15 protein-coding genes are annotated in these 22,784 nt (G+C 68.2%); 8 read left to right on the forward strand and 7 right to left on the reverse strand.

What is annotated here, in order from left to right; genetic code table 11:
- Positions 1–10 precede the first annotated feature (10 nt).
- A complete protein-coding gene (locus ACVCMB_RS01070; protein ID WP_447100580.1) occupies positions 11–1,204 on the reverse strand; it encodes an efflux RND transporter periplasmic adaptor subunit in 1,194 nt (397 codons plus the stop codon).
- A 457-nt stretch (positions 1,205–1,661) separates the two neighbouring features.
- Between ACVCMB_RS01070 and ACVCMB_RS01075 the strand changes: the two genes are divergently transcribed.
- From ACVCMB_RS01075 to ACVCMB_RS01085, 3 genes are all read left to right on the forward strand, one after another.
- Positions 1,662–6,587, forward strand: a complete 4,926-nt coding sequence (locus ACVCMB_RS01075; RefSeq protein ID WP_447105912.1) for an NAD-glutamate dehydrogenase — start codon at positions 1,662–1,664, stop codon at positions 6,585–6,587.
- Positions 6,588–6,735: 148 nt separating this feature from the next.
- Positions 6,736–7,497, forward strand: a complete 762-nt coding sequence (locus tag ACVCMB_RS01080) for an NAD kinase (protein ID WP_447099217.1) — start codon at positions 6,736–6,738, stop codon at positions 7,495–7,497.
- A 110-nt stretch (positions 7,498–7,607) separates the two neighbouring features.
- Complete coding sequence (locus ACVCMB_RS01085) at positions 7,608–8,531, forward strand: 5'-nucleotidase (protein WP_447105913.1); 924 nt, start codon at positions 7,608–7,610, stop codon at positions 8,529–8,531.
- 31 nt (positions 8,532–8,562) lie between these two features.
- On the opposite strand, the gene ACVCMB_RS01090 is transcribed toward ACVCMB_RS01085, so the two are convergent.
- Both ACVCMB_RS01090 and ACVCMB_RS01095 read right to left on the reverse strand, forming a co-directional pair.
- Positions 8,563–9,198 carry a LysE family translocator gene (locus ACVCMB_RS01090; RefSeq protein ID WP_447105914.1) on the reverse strand — a complete coding sequence of 212 codons (636 nt, stop codon included), beginning with the start codon at positions 9,196–9,198 and terminating at the stop codon, positions 8,563–8,565.
- Positions 9,195–10,055, reverse strand: a complete 861-nt coding sequence (locus tag ACVCMB_RS01095; protein ID WP_447105915.1) for an NIPSNAP family protein — start codon at positions 10,053–10,055, stop codon at positions 9,195–9,197. The genes ACVCMB_RS01090 and ACVCMB_RS01095 overlap by 4 nt, the downstream gene beginning before the upstream one ends.
- A 94-nt stretch (positions 10,056–10,149) precedes the next feature.
- Here ACVCMB_RS01095 and ACVCMB_RS01100 point away from each other — a divergent pair, with 94 nt between their 5' ends.
- Complete coding sequence (locus ACVCMB_RS01100; protein WP_447105916.1) at positions 10,150–11,151, forward strand: helix-turn-helix transcriptional regulator; 1,002 nt, start codon at positions 10,150–10,152, stop codon at positions 11,149–11,151.
- Here ACVCMB_RS01100 and ACVCMB_RS01105 read toward each other — a convergent pair.
- Positions 11,093–11,968 (reverse strand): DMT family transporter, encoded by an 876-nt coding sequence (locus tag ACVCMB_RS01105; RefSeq protein ID WP_395117569.1) that lies wholly within the window; start codon positions 11,966–11,968, stop codon positions 11,093–11,095. The two genes, ACVCMB_RS01100 and ACVCMB_RS01105, sit on opposite strands and share 59 nt — an antisense overlap.
- A 143-nt stretch (positions 11,969–12,111) precedes the next feature.
- Here ACVCMB_RS01105 and ACVCMB_RS01110 point away from each other — a divergent pair, with 143 nt between their 5' ends.
- The 4 genes from ACVCMB_RS01110 to ACVCMB_RS01125 all read left to right on the forward strand — a co-directional run bounded on the left by ACVCMB_RS01110 (position 12,112) and on the right by ACVCMB_RS01125 (position 16,804).
- A complete protein-coding gene (locus tag ACVCMB_RS01110) occupies positions 12,112–13,281 on the forward strand; it encodes an acyl-CoA dehydrogenase family protein (protein WP_395117571.1) in 1,170 nt (389 codons plus the stop codon).
- Positions 13,282–13,448: 167 nt separating this feature from the next.
- A complete protein-coding gene (locus ACVCMB_RS01115; protein ID WP_395117573.1) occupies positions 13,449–13,991 on the forward strand; it encodes a GNAT family N-acetyltransferase in 543 nt (180 codons plus the stop codon).
- Positions 13,988–14,494 (forward strand): hypothetical protein, encoded by a 507-nt coding sequence (locus ACVCMB_RS01120; RefSeq protein ID WP_447099214.1) that lies wholly within the window; start codon positions 13,988–13,990, stop codon positions 14,492–14,494. The genes ACVCMB_RS01115 and ACVCMB_RS01120 overlap by 4 nt, the downstream gene beginning before the upstream one ends.
- A 39-nt stretch (positions 14,495–14,533) precedes the next feature.
- Positions 14,534–16,804 (forward strand): thiamine pyrophosphate-dependent enzyme, encoded by a 2,271-nt coding sequence (locus ACVCMB_RS01125; RefSeq protein WP_447105917.1) that lies wholly within the window; start codon positions 14,534–14,536, stop codon positions 16,802–16,804.
- A gap of 46 nt (positions 16,805–16,850) precedes the next feature.
- Here the strand turns inward: ACVCMB_RS01125 and ACVCMB_RS01130 are convergent, their stop codons facing one another.
- From ACVCMB_RS01130 to mfd, 3 genes are all read right to left on the reverse strand, one after another.
- On the reverse strand, positions 16,851–17,081 hold the full coding sequence (locus ACVCMB_RS01130; RefSeq protein WP_447105918.1) for a hypothetical protein: 231 nt from the start codon (positions 17,079–17,081) through the stop codon (positions 16,851–16,853).
- Positions 17,082–17,151: 70 nt separating this feature from the next.
- Positions 17,152–18,858, reverse strand: coding sequence for a diguanylate cyclase (locus ACVCMB_RS01135; RefSeq protein ID WP_447105919.1), 1,707 nt, complete (start codon positions 18,856–18,858; stop codon positions 17,152–17,154).
- 410 nt (positions 18,859–19,268) lie between these two features.
- The gene (gene mfd / locus ACVCMB_RS01140) at positions 19,269–22,757 is read right to left on the reverse strand and encodes a transcription-repair coupling factor (RefSeq protein WP_447107199.1); all 3,489 of its coding nucleotides are present in this window, start codon (positions 22,755–22,757) and stop codon (positions 19,269–19,271) included.
- Positions 22,758–22,784 lie beyond the last annotated feature (27 nt).

A 22,784-nucleotide genomic window follows, 5' to 3' on the forward strand; every position in this document is an offset into this window, starting at 1 on the left:
CGGCGCTCCGTTACTGGCCGTTCGCGGAAGCGCCGCCCGCCGGCGCCGTGGACGTCGCGCCGGCCGGCGCATCGCGGTGCCAGGGACTCGGCTTGGCCGGCTCGCCTTCCTTCACGTTCTGGATGCCGGAAACCACCACCTTGTCGCCGGCCTTCAGGCCGCCGCTGATTACCCAGTCGCCGTCGCGCATGTCGGCCGTGGTGACGTCCTTGCGCACGACCTTGTTGTCCGCACCCACGGTCATCACGTAGGCGCCGGTGGTGTCGCGCTGCACCGCCTGCTGCGGCAGCACGAACACCTTGTGGCGCTGGCCCAGGTTGGCCTGCAAGGTCACGTACATGCCCGGCAGCAGCTTGTGCTTCGGGTTGGGGATGGTGGCGCGCAAGTCCACCGAGCCGGTCGCCGGGTTGACCGTGGCGGCGGAGAAATCGACCGTGCCCGGCTCGGCGTAGGTGCTGCCGTCGGGCAGGGTGATGCGCACGCTGGCCTTGTTCTGGCCGGCCAGGGTGACGTTGCCCTCGCTCTGCGCCTGGCGCATGTTCTCCAGCGATTCCACGCTGAGCGTGAAGTTCACGTACAGCGGGTCGATCTGCTCGACCGTGGTGAGCAAGGTGGCCGCGCCGCTGCCCACCAGCGCGCCCTCGGTCACCTGCTGCTGCCCGGCGCGGCCGGCGATCGGCGCGGTGACGTTGGCGTAGCCCAGGTTGATGCGCGCGGTCTCCACGTTGGCGCGCGCGGCCTGCACGGCCGCGGCGCTGCTGCGCTCGGCGGCCAGCGCGTTGTCGAGGTCGGCCTTGGACACGTAGCCCTTGGGCGCCAGTTCGCGCACGCGCTGCGCGGTGACCTTGTTGTTGGTCCAGCTGGCCTGGGCCTGCGCCAGCGAAGCCTTGGCCGCGTTCAACTCGGCCTGCAGCGGCGCCGGGTCGATCTGGAACAGCAACTGGCCGCGCGTGACGTCGGTGCCTTCCTCGTAATCGCGCTTGAGCAGCACGCCGGCCACCCGCGCGCGCACGTCGGCGCTGCGATAGGCGGAAAGGCGCCCGACCAGGTCGCGGGTCAGCGGCGAGTTCTGCGGTTGCACCGTGACCACGCCCACCTCGGGCGGCGGCATTTGCGGCGGACCGTTGCCGGTGCTCTTGCCGCAACCGGCCAATACCAGCAGGCACAGGCCCAGCAGCGGCGAGCGCAGTGACGAAGGCTTCATGGGGACTCCGGTTCTCTTTCTTGTTCGGGGTGTGGGGAGGGGCGTCGCATGCGCCGCGCGGGAATCCGTTTCCGCCGCGCATCGGGTGTTGCCGGTGGCGCCCGAAACGCCGCCGTGGCGGCGCTTCGGAGATGTCACAACGTACAAACTGGACTGCGCAGTATACATTTTCCGGCGGCGTCGTTTCCAGCGCGGGTCGCGCGCGCAACCTCGCATGGTCGGAGGCAGCGGTCGATGAATATCCGCCGCCGCGCCACGCGCCGTTCGACACGCCGTTCGACACATTGTTCGACATCCGCGCGGGCAGCGCTGCGCGGCGGATCATCCGCGCCGCGTGCGGCGCCTCGCAGACGTTCGCCCCGCCCCGCGCGCGGGTGGATTCGGGAGGTGCCGCGGCGTATCCTTCCGAGGATTTATCGCGGCCCTTCCCACCTCCGTCCAACTAACAGCAGATGCCATGAATGCGACCCTTGCGGCAAATGACCCCTCCCTCCCGTCCGTAGTGCTCGCCGAGCTGAAAAAGAGCGGCATGTCGCCCCAGCGCCTGACCCAGGCCGAGGTGTTCTGCACCGCCTTCTTCGCACGGGTCGCCGGCAGCGATGTCCAGCTGCACACGCCGGTGCAGTGGGCGGCGCTGGTCGGCAGCCTGCTGGAGTTCATGCAGCAGCGCCCGGCCGGTCGCGCCGCGGTGCGCGTGCTGAGCCCCGCGGACCTCCACGCCGGGCGCAGCCTGCTGCAGGTGGTCACCGACGACATGCCGTTCCTGATCGACACGGTGAGCATGGTGGTGTCGACCAACCTGCAGATCCACGCGGTGATCCACCCGGTGCTGACCGTCTCGCGCGACGCCGCCGGCGCGCTGCAGGAGCTGGGCGGCAAACAGGGTCACGCCGAGTCGGTGATGCATTTCGAGATCGACCGCCCGGCCGACGCCGCCGAGCAGGAGCAGTTGAAGGCGCAGGTCGAGGCGGCGCTGGAAGACGTGCGCGCCGCGGTCAACGACTGGAGCGCGATGCGCGAGCAGGCGCTGGCGGTCGCCGCCGAGCTGCCGCAGCGCAAGATCCCGCTGGACGAAGCCTCGGCGAAGGAGGCGGCTGCCTTCATGCGCTGGCTGGCGGAGGACAACTTCACCTTCCTCGGCTACCGCGAATACGAGGTGGTCGATGCCGACGGCGACCGCGTGCTGCGTTCGCGCGAAGCCTCGGGCCTGGGCATCCTGCGCAAGACCGACCGCTCGCTGGCCCCGCGCTCATTGCGCACCCTGGCCGCCAGCGAGCTGCCGCAATCCGGCGCCACCGACGCGATCATCCTGACCAAGACCAACGCGCGCTCGCACGTGCATCGCCCCGGCTACATGGACTACATCGGCGTGCTGCAGTTCGGGCCTGATGGCCGCGCGGTCGCCGAGCAGCGCTTCCTGGGCCTGTTCACCTCCAGCGCCTACATGGCGCGCCCGCAGGAGGTACCGCTGGTGCGGCACAAGGTCGAGGCGGTGCTGGCCCGCTCGGGCCTCAAGCGCGATTCGTACTCCGGCAAGTCGCTGCGCCACATCCTGGAAACGCTGCCGCGCGAGGAGCTGCTGCAGGGCACCGAGGAGGAGCTGTTCAACACCTCGATGGGCATTCTCGAACTGCGCCAGCGCGCACGCACGCGGCTGTTCGTGCGCCGCGACCGCTACGGGCGGTTCTTCACCTGCATGGTGTTCGTGCCGCGCGACCGCTTCAACACTTCGGTGCGCGAACGCATTGAAGCCACGCTGGGCATGGCGCTGCACGCGGTGCAGAGCGATTCCTCGGTGGAGATGGGCGAGTCGGCGCTGGCGCGGCTGACCATCGTGATGCGGCCGAAGATCGGCGACCAGCCTGCCTGCGACGTCGCCGAACTGGAGCACGCCGTGGCCGCGATCGTGCGCAACTGGCACGACGAGGTGCGCGACGCGCTGGTGCGCCTGCGCGGCGAACACGAGGGCGTGGTGCTGGCCAACCGCTACGCCCGCGCGCTGCCGGCCGGCTACGTCGAGGACGTCAGCCCGGCGGTGGCCGCGGAAGACATCCACGAGTTGTCGCAGCTGAGCGGCGAGCACGGCATCCGCATGTCGTTCTACCACCCGCCGCAGAACCCCGAGTCGCTGCGCTTCAAGGTGTACCGCAACGGCAGCGACATCTCGCTGTCCGAGGTCCTGCCGCAGCTGGAGAACCTCGGCTTGCGCGTGCTCACCGAGCATGTCTACGAGATACCCGGCGACACGCCGTTGTCGATCCAGGATTTCGACGTGCAGCCCACCGGCAAGCTCGCCTTCAGCGTGGAGCAGGTCGGCGCGCTGTTCGAGGATGCGTTCGAGCATGTCTGGCGCGGCGCCGCGGAGAACGACGGCTTCAACCGGCTGGTGCTCGGCGCCAAGCTCGATTGGCGCCAGGTGGCGATGCTGCGCGGCTACAGCAAGTATCTGCTGCAGACCGGCGTGACCTTCTCGCAGGCGTACATGGAGGAGACGCTCAACCGCTATCCGGCGATCGCCGGCTTGCTGGTGGAGCTGTTCCTGGCCAAGTTCGACCCGCGTCGCGAGGCGCTCTCGCCCGACGAGCTGAAGATCGCCGGGGCCACCCTGGCGGTGGAGATGCGCACGCTGATCCCGGCCAACGTGCAGGCCGCGCAGCCCGGCCTGATCGACGAGCTGGGCGCCGCGCTGGCGCGTCCGCGCGCCGAGCAGGTCAAGGTCGTGGAAGCTGCCATCGGCGTGCTGCTGGAGAACGTGGCCAGCCTCGACGAGGACCGCATCCTGCGCAGCTTCGTGGGCCTGATCCGCGCCACCCTGCGCACCAGCTTCTTCCAGCAGTGGGAAGGCGCGTACCGCGACTACATCAGCTACAAGATCGACTCGCACCAGGTCGCCGAGCTGCCCAAGCCGGTGCCGTACCGCGAGATCTGGGTGTGCGCCCCGCGCGTGGAAGGCATCCACCTGCGCTTCGGCGCGGTGGCGCGCGGCGGCCTGCGCTGGTCCGATCGCCGCGAGGATTTCCGCACCGAGGTGCTGGGCCTGGTCAAGGCGCAGATGGTGAAGAACACGGTGATCGTGCCGGTCGGCTCCAAGGGCGGCTTCTTCGTCAAGAAATCCCCCGACGGCGACCGCGACGCGGTGCTGGCCGAGGGCATCGCCTGCTACAAGCTCTTCATCAACGGCCTGCTCGACATCACCGACAACCTGGTCGAGGGCAAGGTGGTGCACCCGCACGACGTGGTGCGCCATGACGCGGACGATCCCTACCTGGTGGTCGCCGCCGACAAGGGCACCGCGAAGTTCTCCGACATCGCCAATGCCATCTCGATCGAGCACAACTACTGGCTGGGCGACGCGTTCGCCTCCGGCGGTTCGCACGGCTACGACCACAAGGGCATGGGCATCACCGCGCGCGGTGCGTGGGAGTCGGTCAAGCGCCACTTCCGCGCACTCGGCCGCGATTGCCAGAACGAGGATTTCACCTGCGTCGGCATCGGCGACATGTCCGGCGACGTGTTCGGCAACGGCATGCTGCTGTCCGAGCACATCCGGCTGCTGGCCGCGTTCGACCATCGCCACGTGTTCCTCGACCCGAACCCCGACGCGGCCCGTTCGTTCGTCGAGCGCAAGCGCATGTTCGACGTGCCGCGCTCGAGCTGGGACGACTACGACAAGTCGCTGATCTCCGCCGGCGGCGGCGTCTACCCGCGCAGCGCCAAGTCGATCCCGATCTCGCCCGAGGTGCGCGTCGCGCTGGGCCTGAAGCCCGACGTGGAGCACCTGGCGCCGAACGATCTGCTCAGCGCGGTGCTCAAGGCGCCGGTCGACCTGCTCTGGAACGGCGGCATCGGTACCTACATCAAGGCCAGCAGCGAAACCCACGCCGACGTGCGCGACCGTGCCAACAACGGCCTGCGCATCGATGGCGCCGAGGTGCGCGCGAAGATCATCGGCGAGGGCGGCAACCTGGGCATGACCCAGAAAGGCCGCATCGAGGCGGCGCAGAAGGGCGTGCTGCTCAACACCGACTTCATCGACAACTCCGCCGGCGTGGACACCTCCGACCACGAGGTCAACATCAAGATCCTGCTCAACGACGCCGTGCAGCGCGGCGAGCTGAGTTTCGATGCCCGCAACGAGCAACTGGCGTCGATGACCGACGAAGTGGCCGAGCTGGTGCTGTGGGACAACTACCGGCAGAACCAGGCGATCACGTTGATGGAGCACCAGTCGATCGGCCGCATCGGTTCGATGGCGCACTTCATCAAGACGCTGGAAAACGAGGGCACGCTGGACCGCCAGGTGGAGAACCTGCCGTCCGAGGCCGAACTGGCCGAGCGCAAGAGCCGCGGCCTGGGCCTGACCCGGCCGGAGCTTGCCGTGCTGCTGTCCTACGACAAGATGCGGCTGTTCCAGCAACTGCTGGACTCCGACGTGCCGGAAGACCCGTACCTGTCCAAGGAGCTGGTGCGCTACTTCCCCGCGCCGCTGCACGAGAAGTACGCCGAGCACATGCAGCGCCATCGCCTGAAGCGCGAGATCATCGCCACCGCGGTGACCAACTCCACGCTCAACCGCATGGGCGCGACGTTCATGATGCGCATGCAGGAGGACACCGGCAAAGGCCCCGAGGCGATCGCCAAGGCGTACACCGCGGCGCGCGAGATCCTCGACGCGCGCCAGTTGTGGGCGCAGATCGAGGCGCTGGACAGCAAGGTGGCCGAGGACACCCAGGTCGACGCGGTCAAGCAGATCTGGTCGCTGCTGCGCCACATGACGCGCTGGCTGCTCAACCGCCCCGGCGGCTCGCTCGACATTGCCGAAAACGTGGCGCGCTATCAGACGGGCGTTTCCGCCCTGCGCCAGGTACTGCCCGAGGTGCTCACGCCCACCGGCAAGGGCGACTTCGCCTGCACCCAGGAGAAATGGGAAGGCCTGGGCATGCCGGCCGAGCTCGGCCAGCGACTGGCCCGCATGCCGGACCTGCGCGCCGCGCTGGACATGGTCGAAGTCGTGCAGCAGAGCGGGCAGCCGATGGAAAAGGTGGCGCGGGTGTTCTTCGAACTGGGCGAAGTGCTGGATCTCGAGTGGCTGCGCGGCCAGATCGAGGCTTTGCCGGTGGAAGGTCACTGGCATGCGCAGGCACGCGGCTCGCTGCTCGACGAACTGAGCCACCAGCATCGTGCGTTGGCGCTGCAGGTGCTCGGCATGGCCGGCGCCACTGGCGACCTCTCGCCGGTGCAGGCCTGGCTGCAACGCGACGACGCCACCTTGCAGCACACCCGCAACATGCTGGCGGAAATCCTCACCCAGAACGCGGACTACCCGATCGCCTCGGTCGCCGTCCGTCGTCTGGCCCAGCTGGCACAGGTGCCGGTGGGTTGAGGGCAGGGAATAGGGAGTAGGGAATAGGGAATAGGGAATGGCAAAGGCGGCGGCGAGCAGGCTTGATCTGATGCGCGCGTTGCAGGGATGATCGGAACGGTCGGCTTGCCGGCTCTTCCGACTCCCTATTCCCTATTCCCGGCCTCCCATGCGCATCGCCTTCGTCGCCAGTGACACCAGTGTCGCCCAGCAGGCGAGGCGCAAGCTGGTGGAGCGGTACGGTGACGTGCCGGCGGTCGAGGCGGAGCTGATCGTGGCGCTGGGTGGCGATGGTTTCATGCTGCGCACCTTGCACCTGCACCACGCGCTGGACGTGCCGGTGTATGGCATGAAGCTGGGGCGGGTCGGCTTCCTGATGAACAAGCACAAGCTCGATGGCCTGCCCGAGCGGGTGGCGCGCGCGCACGCGGCGGAGCTGCATCCGCTGGAGATGCTGGTCACCGATGCGGATGGCGCCAGCCATCAGGCGCAGGCGTTCAACGAGGTGTCGTTGTTGCGCCAGAGCAATCAGGCCGCGCACCTGGAAGTGAAACTCAACGAGACGGTGAAGCTGCCCAACCTGGTCTGCGACGGCATCATGGTCGCCACGCCGGCCGGCTCCACTGCGTACAACCTGTCCGCGCACGGGCCGATCCTGCCGCTGGATGCGAACGTGCTCGCGCTCACCCCGATCAGCCCGTTCCGCCCGCGCCGCTGGCGTGGCGCAATCCTGCCGCACCGCACCCAGGTCACGCTGCGCATTCTCGATCCGGGCAAGCGTCCGGTCAGCGCCACCGCCGATTTCCATGAAGTGCGCGACGTGCGCGAGGTGGTCGTGCGCCAGGCCGAAGGACGCGGCGTGCGCCTGCTGTTCGACCCGGAGCACAACCTGGAGCAGCGCATCCTGGACGAGCAGTTCGCCGCGGAATGAGAGGTGAGTGGAGAGGAGTGAGAAGTGAGAGAAGGCCGACTCCGCTGTTGCTCGCTCTCACTCCTCACTCCTCTGCACTCACTCCTCGCCCTTTGCGGTAGATTCGCGGCATGAGCCAGCCAACCGTCCACGATCCCGTATCCACCACCGACAACCGCCTGGTCGTCGCCATCTCCTCGCGCGCGCTGTTCGACCTCGGCGACAGCCACGCGCTGTTCGAACGCGACGGGCTCGACGCTTACCGCTCGTTCCAGATCGATCACGAAAACGACATCCTTCAGCCCGGCGTGGCGTTCCCGCTGGTGCAGAAGCTGCTGGGCCTCAACAAGCTGGCCGGTGACGTGCCGCCGGTCGAGGTGATCCTGCTGTCGCGCAATTCCGGCGACACCGGCCTGCGCATCTTCAACGCGATCCAGCATTACGGCCTGGAAATCAGCCGCGCCGCGTTCACCAGCGGTGCGCCGACGTCCGACTACATCGCGCCGTTCAAGGCCGACCTGTTCCTCTCGGCCAACGCCGAGGACGTCGGCCGCGCGCTGGCCGCCGGCGTGGCCGCGGCGACGATCCTGCCCAGCACCGCGCCGCCGCGCATGAGCGAGCAACTGCGCATCGCGTTCGACGGCGACGCCGTGATCTTCGGTGATGAGGGCGAACGGGTATCGCGCGAGGAAGGCCTGGAAGCCTTCCATCGCAGCGAAACCGAACACGCCGCCGAACCGTTGTCGGTGGGCCCGTTCCGCGGCTTCCTCACCGCGCTGCATCACCTGCAGACCGCGTTTCCGGCCGAGGACTCGCCGATCCGCACTGCCTTGGTCACCGCCCGTTCCGCGCCCGCGCACAAACGCGTGATCCTCACCTTGCGCCGCTGGGGCGTGCGCATCGACGAGGCGCTGTTCCTCGGCGGCCGCGACAAGGGCCCGTTCCTCGACGCGTTCGGCGCCGACATTTTCTTCGACGACTCGCCGGCGAACGTGGAGTCCGCGCGCAAGCACGTGGCGACCGGGCACGTGCCGCATGGGGTCAGCAACCGCTGAGCGCGGTGTCGGCAGCGAATGGCGCGCCGGCTTACGCGCCGCGCCATCCCTCGAACCCGGTGAACATGGCCGCGGCGATCAGCAAGGCGCCCACGCAACGGGTCGCCAGCATTCCGGCCTTCGGCTTGCCTTGCAGCCATGCGCGGGCGCGGTCGGCGATCAGTGCCAGTCCGCCGTACACGCACAGCTGGTTGAGCGCGATGATCAGCCACAGCACCAGCGCCTGCATTGCGATCGGGCCATGCTCCGGGCGCAGGAACTGCGGGAAGATTGCCAGCATGAACAGGTAGGCCTTGGGGTTGAGCAGGCAGGTCAGCACGCCCTGGCGGAACGTCGCCGCGTGCGAGCGCCGTGGGGCATCCGGCCGCATCGTCGGCGCGGCGTCGCTGCGCATCAGCGAGAGGCCGATCCAGGCGATGTACAGCGCGCCGGCCAGCAGCAGCGCGTTGAATGCGCCGGGGATCCATTTCAGCAGCACGCTGATGCCCAACGCGGTCATCACGACATGGCACACGCCGCCGGCGACGATGCCGGCCAGTGCGGCGAAGCCGCGGCGGCGTCCGCCCGCCAGCGTGCTGCCCAGCACGAAGGCCATGTCCAGGCCGGGCAGCACCATGATGCCGAAGACCAGTGCGAAGAACAGCCACAGTTGCTCGACGTGGTTCATGGTGAAACCCCGGCGCCCGCGCCGGCAAGCCAGCGCAGGCGCGAGCGTGGGGTCGGGTCCATCACCACGCGTTCCGGCGCGCCGCGCAGGAGGCCGCCCGCCGTCAGCGATCGTTCGGCGGACGTCAGGAGTGGCGCGAGCCGGCGCTCCAGCGTGGCCTCGTCCCGGAGCACGCCCAGCCAGACCAGGAACGGACCGTCGGTGCGTATCGGCAACTGCGGGAAGTTGTTTGGCACATCCAGCGACACCAGCACGCCGGCCGGGTGCACGCCCTCGATGCGGTAGGCGTCGAACGCGGCCTCGGCCTGTTTCGCGAAGGCCTCCTCGCTGCCTTTCTTCACCGCGAAGATCTGCGCCACCACGATGCCCTGCGCGCCGCGTTCCTCGGTCACCGGATCGACCGCCGGCAGCACGCTGATGCCGTGTTCCGGATGCAGCGGGCGCAGCAGCATCACGTTGTCGCTGTCCGGCAGGATCGCGTTGACCTTGATCCGGTGTTCCTTCCACAGCGGCCCGTAGTAGAACGCCGCATTGACGATCGGGCGTGCATTGATGTCGTGGAAGCCGCGCAGCCAGGTGAAGCGGTTCGGTCGCCCGCGCTCGGTGAACTGGCCGAACACCATCGCGCCCAGCTGCTCGAAGGCCTCCGGGAAATACGCGTCGAAGTACTTGACGAAGTGCGCCAGCTCGCCGTCTGCGGTGACGTAGCGGCGGAATTCGACGACCTGGTAGTCCTTGAGGTGCTGCACGCTTTCCATCATGGGGGCCTCGTTCGCGGGTTTGCCGTGTGCCGACATGGCTGCACCGAGCGCGATGCCCGCGACGATGCCTGGTAACAGTCGCCTGAAGTGGTTCATGGGTATTCCTGGCCTGAACGCCGGCTGGCGCAGGACACACGCTAAAACCCATACAGGGCAAATTTCGCCCTGATTTGTCGCTACCATGGCCGCCATGGCGAAACCCACCACGCGCGTGCTGGCGGTGCTCGACCTGCTGCAGAGCCACGGCCGTATGAGCGGGCCCGAACTGGCGCGCCGGGTCGGCGTCGACGTGCGCACGCTGCGGCGCTACATCGTGATGCTGGAGGACCTCGGCATCCCGCTCACCGCCGAGCGCGGACGCCACGGTGCCTACATGCTGGTCGCCGGCTTCAAGCTGCCGCCGATGATGTTCACCAACGACGAGGCGGTGGCACTGTCGGTGGGCATGGTCGCGGCGCGCGGGCTGGGCCTGGCCGAGGCGGCGCCGGCGGTGGAAAGCGTGCAGGCGAAACTGGCGCGGGTGATGCCCGATGGCCTGAAGCGCCACGTGCGCGCGATCGCCGATACGGTCAAGGTCGATCTGCTGCCGGCCACAAACATGCCGACCAGCAACGCCGCGCTGATCACGCTGACCACCGCGGCGCAGGCGCAGCAGCGGGTGCGCATGAGTTACGACTCGGCCCAGGGCAGCCACACCGAACGCGAGTTCGATCCGTACGGCCTGGCCTGGCGCGGCGGTGCCTGGTATGCGCTGGGCATGTGCCAACTGCGCCACGGGCTGCGCTCGTTCCGGCTGGACCGGATGGGCAAGGTGACCTTGCTGGACCACCATTTCGAGCGGCCCGACGATTTCGATGCGCTGGAGCATCTGGTGCAGGGCATCGCCGGCATGCCACGCGGCCGCGACATCGAGGTGTTGCTGCATGCGGACCTGCCGACCGCACGGCGCGCGTTCTCGCTGGGCTTTGGCCTGCTGGAGCCACTGGATCGCGGCGTGTTGTTGCGCAGCAGCGCCGATGACCTGGCCTGGTTTGCCCGCCAGCTCGCCGCGGTGCCGTTCGATTTCGAGATCCGCACGCCATCGGCATTGCGTGCCGAGCTGGCGCGCTGCGCCGTGCGCCTGCAGAAGCTGGCTAGATCATCCGTACGCGCTTCCACCAGCGCGTCACCTGCTCCTCGCGCACGAAGGTGAACAGGCCGGCGCCCAGGATGATCGCGATGCCGGTCGCCATGGGCCAGTCCAGCCGGTCATGGAAGACCACGTAGCCGAGCAGCACGGCCCACAGCATCTGGCTGTACTGGGTTGGTGCGACGTGGTTCGCCGGCGCTATTTGCGTGGCCAGCATCAGCAGCACGGAGCCGAGTGCGGCGAGCAGGCCGTAGCCCAGCAGCAGGCCCCACTGGGCGAGGTCCGGCCAGCGGAAGTTGGCCAGCATCAGCAGGCCGGCCACCAGCATCGAGCCGACCATGCCGGCGCCGTACAAGGTGACGCGTTTCTCGTGCGGCCCGGCCATGCGCAGCGCGATCATCGAGACGGCGCCGGAAAGCCCGCACACGATCGCCGCCAGATGCCCGATGCCCAGCACGCGGAAGCCCGGCCGCAGCACCACCAGCACGCCGACGAAACCGGCCACCACCGCCGACCAGCGGCGCCAGCCCACGGCTTCCTTCAGCACCAGCACCGACAGGATGGTGACGAAGATCGGCAGCAGGAAGATCAGCGCGAACGCCTCGGCCATCGGCAGCGCGGTGAACGCCATCACCGCCGCGATGCTGCCCATCGCGCTGGCGAGCGCACGTACCAGCCACAGGCCGGGGCGCTGCGCCCGCACCACGTCGCGCCAGCGGTCGTCGCTTCCCTTGATGAAGGGCAGGGCCGTCAGCCCCAGCGCGGCGCCGAAAAACACGGCCTCGTAGGCCGGCAGCGAGCCGCGCAGCGACTTCACGAACGCGTCGCTGGCGGCGAAGGCGGCAAAAGCCATGAAGCCGAGCAAGACACCTTTGAACATGGATTTTCGGGGGGGCAGATGTGCGGCGGAGAGAGGGGGCGGGACAGGAGCGCTCCATACGCACCCGTCGGGGCCGCCCGGCCTGTGCGGGCGCATGGGTCGCGCTACAATACCGGCTTTTACGCGCCCCCTCTGGAGCTTCCATGGCTGTCCGTCTGAATCCGCTCGATCTGTACGATGTCCGCGCGCTGCTCAGCGACGAGGAGCGCATGGTGCAGGATTCCGTCGGCCGCTTCGTCGACGAGCGCGTGCTGCCGATCATCGGCGACTGCTTCGACCAGGGCCGCTTCCCTAAGGAGCTGATCCCGGAAATCGCCGGTCTGGGCCTGCTCGGCGCGACGATCCCAGAGCAGTACGGCGGCGGCGGCATGAACGGCGTCAGCTACGGCCTGATCTGCCAGGAGCTGGAGCGCGGGGACTCGGGCCTGCGCAGCTTCGCCTCGGTGCAGAGCTCGCTGTGCATGTACCCGATCTTCGCCTACGGCAGCGAGGAGCAGAAGCAGCAGTACCTGCCGCGGATGTCGGCCGGCGAAGTAATCGGCTGCTTCGGCCTGACCGAACCGCATGGCGGCTCCGATCCGGCCAACATGAAGACCAACGCGAAGAAGGACGGCGGCGACTGGGTCATCAACGGTGCCAAGATGTGGATCACCAACGGCAACCTGGCGCACATCGCGATCGTCTGGGCGCAGACCGACGACGGCATCCAGGGCTTCGTGGTGCCGACCGACACGGCCGGCTTCAAGGCGCAGGAAATCCACAAGAAGATGAGCCTGCGCGCCTCGGTCACCAGCGCGCTGTTCTTCGACAACGTGCGCGTGCCCGACAGCGCGCGCCTGCCGAACGTGAAGGGCCTGAAGGGCCCGCTCGGCTGCCTGACCCAGGCGCGCTACGGCATCACCTGGGGTCCGATCGGTGCGGCGCAGGCCTGCCTGAAGGAAGTGCTCGACTACACCGCCGAGCGCATGCTGTTCGGCAAGCCGCTCGCCTCCAACCAGGCGATCCAGCTGAAGATGGCCGACATGGCCCGGCGCATCACCACCGCGCAGCTGCTGTCGCTGCAACTCGGTCGCCTCAAGGATGCCGGCAAGATGCAGCCGACCCAGGTGTCGCTGGCCAAGTGGAACAACTGCCGCATGGCGATCGACATCGCGCGCCAGTGCCGCGACATCCTCGGCGGTGCCGGCATCACCACCGAGCACTCGGCCATCCGCCATGCGCTGAACCTGGAATCGGTAATCACCTACGAGGGCACCGAGACCGTGCACGAGCTGGTGGTCGGCCGCGAGCTGACGGGGATCAACGCGTTCTGAGGCATGGGCGCCAGGCGCCTTCCCGGCTCGTCATCCCGGCGAAAGCCGGGAGCCAGTGCCTTTCCCCATGCCGGAAACACTGGATGACCAGCTTCGCTGTGGTGAAGCTTCTCCGGCGTTCGCCGGAGTGACGGCGCCAGGCATCGCCGCTTAGGCCGGAGTGTTGTATGGGTTGGCAAGACATCCGCATTGAAACCGATCGCCTCATCCTCCGCCCGACCCGGCCGGAGGATTTCGAGGGCTGGGCGACGCTGATGGCCGACGCGGAGAACGCGCGCCACATCGGTGGCCCGCAGCCACGGGCAGTGGCGTGGCGCGGCTTCCTGTCCATGGCGGGGGCCTGGGCGATGCAGGGCTTCGGCATGTTTTCGGTGATCGAGAAAAGCAGCGGCCGATGGATCGGACGGCTCGGGCCGTGGTGTCCGGAAGGCTGGCCCGGCACCGAAGTGGGCTGGGGCTTGTTGCGCGATGCCTGGGGCAAGGGTTATGCGACGGAAGGTTCGGTGGCGGCGATCGACTGGGCCTTTGCCCAGTTGGGCTGGACCGAGGTGATCCACACCATTGCGCCGGACAACCTTGCATCGCAAAGCGTCGCGCGCCGACTCGGCTCAAGCCTGATCGGCCCCGGCCGCCTGCCCGAACCGTTCCAGGATCTGCCGGTGGAGATCTGGGGGCAGAGTCGCGAAGCCTGGGAACGCCGCCGCGCATGAGCCATCTCTCGCCCGCGCTGTATGCCACCCTGGCCGACGTGGTGCCCGATCTGCACGTGCACTGCGCCGATCCGTGGTGCCTGATCGGCAGCGTCGCGGCGTTGGTGCTTGGTGCCGAGGTCAGCGTGGCCGACGTGGACGTGCTGACCTCGCGCGCCGATGCGGACACGCTGATGCAGGTGTGGGCGCAGCAGCGCGAACCCGCATTCACGCCACCGGATGGCGACCGCTTCCGCTCGCATTTCGCCCGCTTCCGTTTTCCCGGCGCGCCGGTCGAGGTGATGGGCGGGCTTGAACTCCACCTCGACGGTCGCTGGCAGCCCGTGGCGCCGGGCAAGCTGGTGCTCGCCGGCGTGAACGGCCTGGCCGTGCCGGTACCGTGCATCGACGACCAGATCCGCCTGCTCGAAAGTTTCGGTCGCGAGAAGGATCTGCGGCGCGCCGCCGTGCTGCGCGCGCTGCGGGTACCGGCTTTCCCCTTGCCTGTTGTTTCATCCCGCTGAGCGACTCCGTTGTCGCCGGCCACCACTGACGAATCCGCCATGACCGCCATTCCGTTTGCCATCAGTTCCCGCCACAAGGGCTTCAACCGCGCCGAAGTGGTCGACCAGAACTTCATCGAGTTCGTGCAGCTGTGGCGCGGCGACGTGCATGCCGCACCGCGTGACGGCGAGGCGGTGCTGCCGGGCAGCGCGCTGGATGCGCGCGGGTTCCGCGAGCTGTTCGAATCGCAGCTGATCTCGCGCCACCTCGACCTGATGGCGCGCGTGCTGCGCGTGCAGAACAAGGTGTTCTACACCATCGGTTCGTCCGGCCACGAAGGCAACGCGATGGTGGCGCGGCTGACCCGCCACACCGATCCGGCCTTCCTGCATTACCGCTCCGGCGGTTTCATGGCCGAGCGCTTCCGCAAGATTCCGGGGATGGACCCGGTGATGGATTCGGCGCTGTCCTTCGCCGCCAGCAAGGACGATCCGGCTTCCGGCGGCCGCCACAAGGTGTGGGGCAGCAAGCCGCTGTGGGTGCTGCCGCAGACCTCGACGATCGCTTCGCACCTGCCCAAGGCGCTGGGCACTGCGGTGGCGATCGAGCAGGCGCGGCGGATCGGCCACCAGCTGCCGATTCCCGACGACAGCATCGCGATCTGCTCGTTCGGCGATGCCTCCAGCAACCACGCCACCGCGCAGACCGCGTTCAACACCGCGGCGTGGACGGCGTACCAGAAACTGCCGGCGCCGGTGCTGTTCGTGTGCGAGGACAACGGCATCGGCATCTCGGTGAAGACGCCGAGCGGCTGGATTGCGGCCAACTACCAGCATCGTGCCAATCTCGACTATTTCTTCGCGAACGGCCTGGACCTCGCCGAAGGCTACGCCCAGGTGCAGCGTGCGGTGGAGCATTGCCGCGGCACGCGCCGGCCGACCTTCCTGCACCTCAAGACCACCCGCGTGATGGGCCACGCCGGCACCGATTTCGAGATCGAGTGGCGCTCGATCGAGGAGCTGTTCGCGGTGGAGGCGACCGACCCGCTGCTGCGCTCGGCCGGCATCGCGCTGGCGTCCGGCCTGTATTCGAAGGATGAATTGCTGAACCTGTACGAGGCCACCCGCAGGCGCTGCTTCGCCGCTGCCGAGGACGCGGATTCGCGCCATCGGCTGACCTCGCTGGAGGACGTGATGGCCCCGCTGGCGCCGTACACGCCGGCCGCGGTGAAGGCCGAGGCCACGCGTGCCGACTACGCGGAGAAGCGCCTGGCCGTATTCGGCGGCGAGGCGAAGCTGCCGGAGAAACTGCCGCCGCGGCACCTGGCGATCCAGATCGGCCAGGCCCTGCACGACTTGCTGGCGAAGTATCCCGAGGCGCTGCTGTTCGGCGAGGACGTGGCGCAGAAGGGCGGCGTGTACACCGTCACCAAGGGCCTCAACAAGACCTTCAAGGGCAGCCGCGTGTTCAACACGCTGCTCGATGAAACGATGATCCTGGGCCTGGCCCAGGGCTACGCGAACATGGGCATGCTGTCGCTGCCGGAGATCCAGTACCTGGCGTACTTCCACAACGCCTGCGACCAGATCCGCGGTGAGGCGGCGTCGCTGCAGTTCTTCTCCAACGGCCAGTACCGCAACCCGATGGTGATGCGGGTCGCGTCGCTGGGCTACCAGAAGGGCTTCGGCGGCCATTTCCACAACGACAACTCGATCACCGCGCTGCGCGATATTCCCGGCCTGGTGGTGGGTTGCCCGAGCCGCGGCGACGACGCGGCGATGATGCTGCGCACGCTGATGGCATTGGCGAAAGTGGACGGCCGCGTGTGCGCCTTCCTCGAACCGATCGCGCTGTACATGACCAAGGACCTGTACGAGGCCGGCGACGGCCAGTGGCAGTTCGACTACCCGGCGCCGGACCAGGCGATGACGCTGGGCGAGGGCCGCATCTACAACGACGCGGCGAACGACCTGGTGGTATTCACCTTCGGCAACGGCGTGCCGATGGCGCTGCGCGCCGCGCGCACGATCGAAGCGGAACTGAAGTGGAAGGTACGCGTGGTCGACCTGCGCTGGCTGGCGCCGCTCAACGACGCCTTCATCGCGGCGCAGGCGAAGACCGCCAAACGCATCCTGGTGCTGGACGAAGGCCGCAAGAGCGCCGGCGTGGGCGAGGGCGTGATCACCGCGATCGTCGAGGGCGGCTGCGGCGCCACTCCGATCAAGCGCGTGGTCGGTGCCGACACCTTCACCCCGCTGGCCGGGGCGGCGCTGCTGGTGCTTCCGGGCGAGGCCGACGTGGTGGCGGCAGCGCACGCGCTCGTCGGCTAGGCATGCTCTGACCACGTCTTTGCCCGTCGTTCCCGCGAGGCGCGTTTCAACAGTCGAAGGGCTGGTAGAGCTTGTCGCTGTCCGGCATCGTACCGTCACGCCGCTGGGTCAGGTACGGCAGGATCGGTGGCCGTGACCGGGCATCGAAGCCATCGCCTCCCGCAGGAGCCCACTCGCGGGCGATGCCTTTGGGGCCGGGATCGGGATTTGTAAGAGCCAACGCATCGCCCGCGAGCGGGCTCCCGCGACCATCGGTCGCGAGTGGGGTCAGGATCATGACTGGACAACCGCGCGCCTCCGCCGGGGTGACGACTTGTTCGGACCTTCGCTGGCTGGCGCGCCGCGCTTCAGCGATCCTCGCGCCGCGTCTCCACCACGCGCAGGCGCTTTTCGCCGGCGGCGTGCGCGGAGCGGTTCGTGAATTCGTCCATGCACACGCGATTGCGGCCGCGCAGCTTGGCGCGATACATCGCCTGGTCGGCGCGGTCGATCAGCAATTCGAGCGTGTCGCCGCGCTGGCGCATGGCCACGCCGATGCTGACGCTGAGCAGTTGCTGCTCGTCGCGCACCGGAATCTCCAGCCGGTGCACGCGGCGGCAAAGGCGGGTGGCCACCTGCATCGCCTCCTGCGCGTCGATGCCGTCGAGCATTGCCACGAACTCCTCGCCGCCGTAGCGGCCGAACAGGTCGCCCGGCCGCAGTTCCGCGCTGAGCGTGGTGGCCACCGCCACCAGCGCGCGGTCGCCGGTGTTGTGGCCGTGGTGGTCGTTGAGCTGCTTGAAGTGATCCAGGTCGAGGAACAGCACGGCGATCGAAGGCGCCTGGCTGCTGGCCAGCAGCGCTTCGGCACGCTCGGTCCAGGCACGGCGGTTGAGCAGGCGGGTGAGCGCGTCGTGGTCGGCCAGCACCTGCACCACGTCGCGATCCTGGCGCAACTGCAGCGCGCGATCGGCCAGGCCCAGCGACAGCACCATCGCCTCGAAGGCGCCGCCGGCGAGGCTGAGATCGTTGAGCCAGTCAATGCGGGGCAGGGCGCCGTTGACCTGGGCGCTGGTCAGCGCGGTCAGCAGCAGCAACGGCGTCCAGCCGGCGAGGAAAAACCAGGCCTGGCGCGAGCCGCGCAGCGCGGCGATTGCCCCGGCCACCAGCAACAGCAGCGCGCCGATCATCAGCAACGGGTTGAGCAGGGCCTGGGCCATCGAGACCAGCAACGGGATGCCGCTGCAGCGCATCAGCACCAGCTGGATCATGCCCACAGCCACGGCGATCACCGGCACCTGCAGCAGCCGGGCATGGCGGCGCAGGTCGCAGAACCGCATCATGAACAGCGAGGCGAACGTCACCGACAAGGCCACCGCCACTGCGCCGACCATGGTGCTGGAGTCGACCAGCCATTGCCAGCGCAGCGGATGGAACACGAAACCGGTCTGCATGCCCTGGATCAGGGCGTAGCAGACGATGTAGCCGGCATACCAGGCGTAGGTGATGTCGCGCAGCATCAGCGAGAAGAACAACGCCATCATCACCATCGCCAGCATCACCGCGAAGCAGATGCTGGCGAACACCAGCCACTGGGTGTCGCGCTGCAGATACTCGTCCCACGACAGGATGCGAAAGCGGATCGGCGCGCTGACGGTTTGCGTCGGTTCCACGCGCAGCAGGATCGGCGTGGATGCGGACAGGTCCGCCGGCACGCGCCATGCCAGCCGGCCGTGGCCGTGGCCGTGGGCGCTGAAATCGTTCATCGCCAATCGATGCACCCGGTCGCCGTGGAACACGCTGATCGCACCCATCGGCGCCGGGTACACGGTGAGCACGCGATCCTCGTTGTTCCACGGCGGCTGCGCCGCGATCACCACCCAGCTGCCCAGCTCGTTGCGCGGAAAGCGTTGCAGCATGGACGGGTCGAAACTCTTCATGCGGCCGGCGTGGTAGGCGTCCATCACGCCCTGTGGCGTGTCACCGGCGACAACTTCCTGCCAGGCCCCATTCAGCGGCATGCCGTCGGCATGGGCTGCGCCGATCCCGAGCAGCAGCAAGCCGAGCCCCAGCATCCATGCGCGGATGCGTTGGCGGTGGCGTGCTGAAAATGTGACCGGCTTCTCCACTCGGCTTTCCCTGTTCTGCGCGACTTGCGGGGGAGCACGCGCGCAGGGCTTTTCTGTGGTCCGTGAGTCGATTTGTCCGTGGATACTGGCCTGCAGGGGTGCAAAGAAGGCCAACCTCCAACGCTGCACGATGTAAAGCCAGGATGTCAAGCACGGGTCATGCCATGTCGCGGCTTGCCGGGAGAGGCGGCCGGCGGCGGCGGGGAGGGCGGGGCGATGCTCTGATGGTCCAGGGGAACGGCCTGCAGGGACCAAAGCGGACGCTTTGGGTCACTCCCGACACCCGGGCCGGCAAGGTGATTCCGGCAGCCCGGTCGTGGCTTCCCTGCCGACGGAGGAGTCTGAGCTTGCCGCGCTCAGCGCGGGCGACGCGCGCCCAGCAGCGCCAGCACGTCCTGTGCGCTGCGGATGCGTTCGCTGGCGCCGGGCAGGTCCAGGATCACCTTCAGCTTGTCCTGGCCATCCAGTTTGTAGACGCGCGGCTGGGTCTGGATCAGCTTGATGATGGCCAGCGGATCGACCTCCGGCTTCTCGCGGAACACGATGCGGCCGCCGTTGGCGCCGAAGTCGAGTTTGCGAATGCCCAGCGGCGTGGCCATCAGCTTCAGGCTGGCCACGGCGAACAACTGCTTCGTCGGTTCGGGCAGCAGGCCGAATCGGTCGATCATCTCCACCTGCAAGTCGCGCAGGTCATCCTCGCTGCGGGCGCTGGCGATGCGCTTGTACAGGGTCAGGCGCGTGTGCACGTCGCCGAGGTAATCGTCGGGAATCAGCGCGGGCAGGTGCAGTTCGACCTCGGTCTCGTGCTCGGAGCTCAGGTCGAAGTCCGGCACCTTGCCCGACTTCAGCGCGCGTACCGCGCGATCGAGCAATTCGGTGTACAGGCCGAAACCGATCTCCTGGATCTGGCCGGATTGTTCGTCGCCGAGCAGCTCGCCGGCGCCGCGGATTTCCAGGTCGTGCGTGGCCAGGGTGAAGCCGGCGCCGAGCTCTTCCAGCGAGGCGAGGGCCTCCAGCCGTTTCTGCGCATCGGCGGTGATCGACTTGCGGTCGGGCACCACCAGATAGGCATAGGCGCGATGGTGCGAGCGACCGACGCGGCCGCGCAGCTGGTGCAGCTGGGCCAGGCCGAAGTGGTCGGCGCGGTCGATGATGATGGTGTTGGCGGTGGGGATGTCGATGCCGGTTTCGATGATGGTGGTGCACACCAGCACGTTGAAGCGCTGGCGGTGGAAATCCGCCATCACGCCTTCCAGCTCGCGCTCGGGCATCTGGCCGTGGGCGATGCGGATGCGCGCCTCGGGTACTAGCTCCTCAAGCTCGCGCACGGTGCGCTCGATGCTCTGCACCTCGTTGTGCAGGAAGTACACCTGGCCGCCGCGCGACAGCTCGCGCTGCAGCGCCTCGCGGATCGTCGCCGGGTCCCACGCAGAGATGAAGGTGCGCACGGCGCTGCGATGTGCCGGCGGGGTGGCGATCAGCGACAGGTCGCGCAAACCGGCCATCGCCATGTTCAGCGTGCGCGGGATCGGCGTGGCGGTCATCGTCAGCAGATCCACCTCGGCACGCAGCTTCTTCAGCTGTTCCTTCTGGCGCACGCCGAAACGTTGCTCCTCGTCGACGATGACCAGGCCAAGGTTCTTGAACTTGATGTCCGACTGCAGCAGCTTGTGCGTGCCCACGATCACGTCGATCTGGCCGTCGGCCAGGCGCTTCAGCGCTTCGTTCACTTCCCTGGTGGACTTGAAGCGCGACAGCACATCCACGCGCACCGGCCAGTCGGCGAAGCGGTCGGCGAAGTTGCGGTAGTGCTGCTGGGCGAGCAGGGTGGTCGGCACCAGCACGGCGACCTGCTTGCCGGCGGTGGCGGTGGCGAAGGCGGCGCGCAGCGCGACCTCGGTCTTGCCGAAGCCGACGTCGCCGCAGATCACCCGGTCCATCGCGCGCGGCGCGGCGAGATCGTCCAGCACCGCCTCGATCGCGCTTTCCTGGTCGGGAGTTTCTTCGAACGGGAAGCTGGAGCCGAATTCCTCCACCAGCTGACGGTCGATCGGCAACGACTCGCCGCCGCGCGCCTGTCGCTGCGCGTAGATCGCCAGCAGCTCGGCGGCGACGTCGCGCACCTTCTCCGCCGCCTTGCGGCGCGCGCGCTCCCACGCGTCGCCGCCCAGCGAGTGCAGCGGCGCCAGCTCCGGCGCGGTGCCGGAGTAGCGGCTTACCAGGCCGAGCTGCGAGACCGGCACGTACAGCTTGTCGCCCTTGGCGTACTCGATGGTGAGGAACTCGCCCGCCATGCCGCCGACGTCCATCGACAGCAGCCCCTGGTAGCGGCCCACACCGTGATCCACGTGCACGATCGGCGCGCCGACGGTGAGTTCGGTGAGATCGCGGATGATCGTGTCGGGATCGCGCGCCGTGCCACGCCGGCGTTTGCGCTCGCGCTCGTTGCGCACGCGCTCGCCGTAAAGCTCGCGCTCGGTGAGCACGGTCAACACCGGTTTGGTCAGTGCAAAGCCCTGCTCAAGCGGTGCGATGGTGATGGCGAAGCGCGGGAGGTTTTGTTCGTCATTCCGGCTTTCACCGGGGTGACGAGCGAGAAAGGCCGACCAGTCATCGACGTGCTCGGGTTTCAGCCCCGCGCTTGCCAGCGTATCGACCAGCGCCTCGCGCCGTCCCGCCGAATCCGCCGCGATCAGCACGCGGCCCGGGTAGCCGGCGAGGAAATGCCGCAGCGAGGTGGCCGGCTCCTCGCCCTTGCGATTCAGCGGCAGCTCCGGCGCCGGCTGGGTGCCGGTGTCGATGGCGTGCTCGTGGCCGGGCTCGACCACGTCCACGCGCAGGCGCTTGTTGAGCTGCTCGCGCAGCTTGTCCGGCGGCAGGTACAGCTCGGCTGGCGGCAGTACCGGGCGCTCGATGTCATGCGCGCGCTGGTCGTAGCGCTCCAGTGTCTGTGCCCAGAACTGGTCGGCGGCCTCCCCGGCACCTTCGCCGAGCACGAACAGCGCGTCGTCGGCGAGGTAGTCGAACAGCGTGGAGGTCTGCCGGAAGAACAAGGGCAGGTAGTACTCGATGCCCCCGGGCGTGACGCCCTCCTTCATGTCCTGGTACAGCGGGCAGCGGCGCACGTCGATCGGGAAGCGCTCGCGCAGATTGGAGCGGAACTCCTTCGCCGCTTCCTCGGTGAGCGGAAACTCGCGGGCGGGCAACAACTCGACGCGTTCCACCTGCTGCTGCGAGCGCTGCGTCTCGGGATCGAAGCTGCGGATCGAGTCGACCTCGTCGTCGAACAACTCGATGCGGTACGGCTCGGCAGTGCCCATCGGAAAGATGTCCAGCAACGCGCCGCGCACCGCGAAGTCGCCCGGCTCGGCCACCTGCGGCACGTGGCGGTAACCGGACGCTTCCAGTCGGCGCTGCTCGGCGGCCAGATCGAGCTGCTGACCCTTCGACATCACCAGGCCGGAGCCGGTGATGTGGGTACACGGCGCGATCCGCTGCATCAGCGTGGCCACCGGCACCACCAGCACGCCGCGCTTGACGCCAGGCAGGCGATACAGCGTGGCGATGCGTTGCGAGACGATCTCCGGATGCGGACTGAACGCGTCGTAGGGCAGCGTCTCCCAGTCCGGGAACTGCAGCACCGGCAGATCATCGGCAAAGATGCCCAGCTCCGCTTCCAGCGCCTGTGCGCGCTGGGTGTCGCGCGCCACCACCACCAGCAGGCCTTCATGCGTGCGCGCCGCCTCGGCCAGCAGCAAGGCGCGTGCCGAGCCGTGCGGCGGCAACCAGTAGCGGCGCTGCCTGGGTGTGGTGGGGAGGGGAGGATGCTTGATCGGGCTGGGCATAGCCGACAAGTGTAACGCGGCGCTCCA

The sequence above is a fragment of the Rhodanobacter sp. UC4443_H10 genome (assembly GCF_052978325.1).